Annotated in this window: 2 protein-coding genes; both read right to left on the bottom strand. The window is 73.9% G+C overall.

The features are described 5' to 3' along the window. Nucleotides 1-123: 123 nt before the first annotated feature. On the bottom strand, nucleotides 124-498 hold the full coding sequence (locus tag ACFV6I_RS08950) for an RNA polymerase-binding protein RbpA (protein ID WP_030306127.1): 375 nt from the start codon (nucleotides 496-498) through the stop codon (nucleotides 124-126). Nucleotides 499-773: 275 nt separating this feature from the next. Next, complete coding sequence (locus ACFV6I_RS08945; RefSeq protein ID WP_380343477.1) at nucleotides 774-2,390, bottom strand: hypothetical protein; 1,617 nt, start codon at nucleotides 2,388-2,390, stop codon at nucleotides 774-776. Nucleotides 2,391-2,700 lie beyond the last annotated feature (310 nt).

The raw sequence follows: 2,700 nt of genomic DNA, 5'->3' as shown, positions 1-2,700 counted from the left end.
ATCTCGGGCTGACCGCCCCTCCCGTCCCGCGTTCCCGTCCCGGGGAACGCGAGGCGGGAACGCGAAAGGGACCCTGGTGACCAGGGTCCCTTTTCGCGTCCTCCCGCCGTGGCGGGAGCGAGGTCAGGCGCTCTTGCGGGTGTCCCGCGGGTGCACCGCGAGGTTCATTCCGCCGGAGCGGAGCACGGCCAGTCGCTCGGCCAGTACCTCCTCCAGTTCCTCACGGGTCCGGCGCTCCATCAGCATGTCCCAATGGGTACGCGTCGGCTTGACCTTCTTCTCTTCCGGCTCGTCGCCGTCGAGAAGTACCGCCTCCTGGCCACAGAAGCGGCATTCCCAGGCCTGGGGGATCTCCGCCTCGACCGAGAAAGGAACCTCGAATCGGTGTCCGTTCTGACATGCATACTCGACGGTCTGGCGGGGAGCCAGATCGATACCGCGGTCGGTCTCGTAGCTAGTGGCCCCGAGTCGCGTGCCGCGGAGAGCTCGCTCGCTCATGAATCGTGCCTCCCGGGCTTATAGCCCACAGGACTAGTGGTCGCTGTTCTTCGTCGTTCGGTCAACGCTCGGCTTCCGACGAAGATTCCCGTCCCGGGACATGCGTCGTCTGTGGTGCCGCCCCTGTTTGTACCCATCGGCGCCCGATTTGTCACATCTGGCCGTGGATATCACCCTAGGTGTCACCTATTTCACATCTGGTGATCGGTCGGCCTTTCCTGGACGAGCCTACCGGGACGGGATTCGACGAGCGCCGCCGCCCCCGTCCGCCGTGGTCAGGAGATCGGGCGGGAACGGATCATCGGCTCGCCCTTGGCGAGGTCGACCGGGTGGGCCCGGGGGGTCGGATCGGCCGGCAGGGCCGCCGGCGGGCGCTCCGGCCGGGGCGGCAGGTCGGCGGCGGCCTCGGTGCGGGTGTCGCGGTGCGGCAGCAGGGCGATCACCGCGTCCCGCAGCTGGGTCGGGGCCTCCTCGTCCAGCGGGTCGACGGTGGCGGGCACCTGGAGCCGGACGGGGGTGCTGTTGCCGATCCGGGCGTAGCCGCGGCCGGCGGGGGCGTGCGCGGCGGGCACGATGTCCAGCGGCGCGCCGAGCACGGCGTGGCCCTCCTCGGGGCCGGCGGGGCCGAGCAGCACCCGGGCCCGGGTGGTGGAGCGCACGGTCGCGGTGATCCGGCCCCTGGCCTCGATGTCGTCGGCGATCACCACGGTGACGCGGGCGGCGCGGCCGTGCCGCAGCGGCAGCTCCAGCAGGTCCTGCGGGTCCGGGCGGCCCTCGGCGTGGGCGAGCTCGCTCAGCTCGGTCGGGTGGTCCAGGAGCAGCCAGAGCGGACGGGTGGCGTCCTCGGGCGGCGCGGTGCCGGCGTGCCGGGCGGCGTTCAGCGCGGCGAGCCGGCGCTCGGTCTCCTGGGAGGCCCACTCCAGCGCGGCCAGCGCGCCGTGCAGGCTGGTCTCCACGGTGTGCACGCCGGGCCGGTTGACCAGGCAGGCGTGCTCCCCGGTGCCCGCGCCGTCGACCACCACCAGGTCCCCGTACGGGAGCGCCTGGAGCGCGATCGAGCGGATCAGGCTGGAGGTGCCGTAGCCGGTGACGCCGAGTGCCAGCAGGTGCGGCTCGGCCGAGCGCGGGCCGGTGCGCCAGACGACCGGCGGCTGCTGGGCGATCGCGCCGCCCTGGAAGACCGGGATGGTCCGGGCGGTGCCGTCCTCGTCGGTGAAGCCGAGCACGATCTCGCCGGGGGCGGCCACGAAGCGCTGGGCGACGATGTCGGCGGGCAGCGGGGTGAGCGCGGCGATCCGCAGCCGGTTGGACTCCTCGTCCCAGTCGAAGCGGTACTCCCGGGCCCGGCCGGCCTTGCCCTGGACGACCTGCTCGATCCGGGCCCGCGCGCTCGGCTCGGTGTCGGTGAAGTACGCCGGGTAGCCGAGTTCCAGCCGGGAGAGCCGGCCCTCGTCGTCGAACTCCCAGGAGCCGAAGGCGCGCTTGTAGTGGCCCTCGTAGTGGTACAGCGGGTTGGCGTCCTCGGGGCCGCACAGGTACGGCGTGAGCGCCGCGTAGAGCGCACCGAGCTTGATGTCGGCGACGTCCGGGGCGGGCGGGGCGGGTGCCGGCTTGGGGGCCCGGCCGGTCCAGGCGGAGCTGGCCATCAGGGCGATCAGGGCGAACAGCAGGCCGTGCGGCAGCAGGTAGACGCCGACCAGCATCGCGGCGGAGATGAACAGCGTCGGGCCGCGGCGCTCCTTCGGGGTGGCGTTCCAGCGGTCCTTGGCCCAGCCCGCGTGGTGGCGCAGTCCGCGGCCGATCACGGAGAGCGGGGCGAACATGTCGGAGGCGTGGTCCCCGGCGGTTCGGGCGATCTCGCGGCCCTTGCTGAGATGGCGTTGGAGCGGCATTCCTTGACTCCCCGGGCGAGTGGGACGGGTCGGGTGGCGGGGGCGGAGCCGGTACGACGGGACCCGGGGCGGTGGGATCCGCGCCCGGGCCCGTGCGGGGGAGTGGCAGCGCCTGGAACGTGGGGCCCGGGGCCAGGCCCGGCGGGCAGGGGCCCGGGCGGGGGGGTGGATTGTGGTGGGGTTAAGCCGCGGCGCGGGGGGGCCCGCGCGGGGGGGCGGGGGGCCGCGCCCCACAGCATCATCTTACCGGCGGCTATATCTCCTCGGCCGGGCGGCGGGGGGTGGCCCGCCGGGGGCGGCGGGGGGGCGC

Source organism: Kitasatospora sp. NPDC059803 (assembly GCF_042732255.1).
Classification (GTDB): Bacteria; Actinomycetota; Actinomycetes; order Streptomycetales; family Streptomycetaceae; genus Kitasatospora.
The sequence above is the reverse complement of the archived record's forward strand: the minus strand, read 5'-3'. Positions and strand labels throughout refer to the sequence as shown.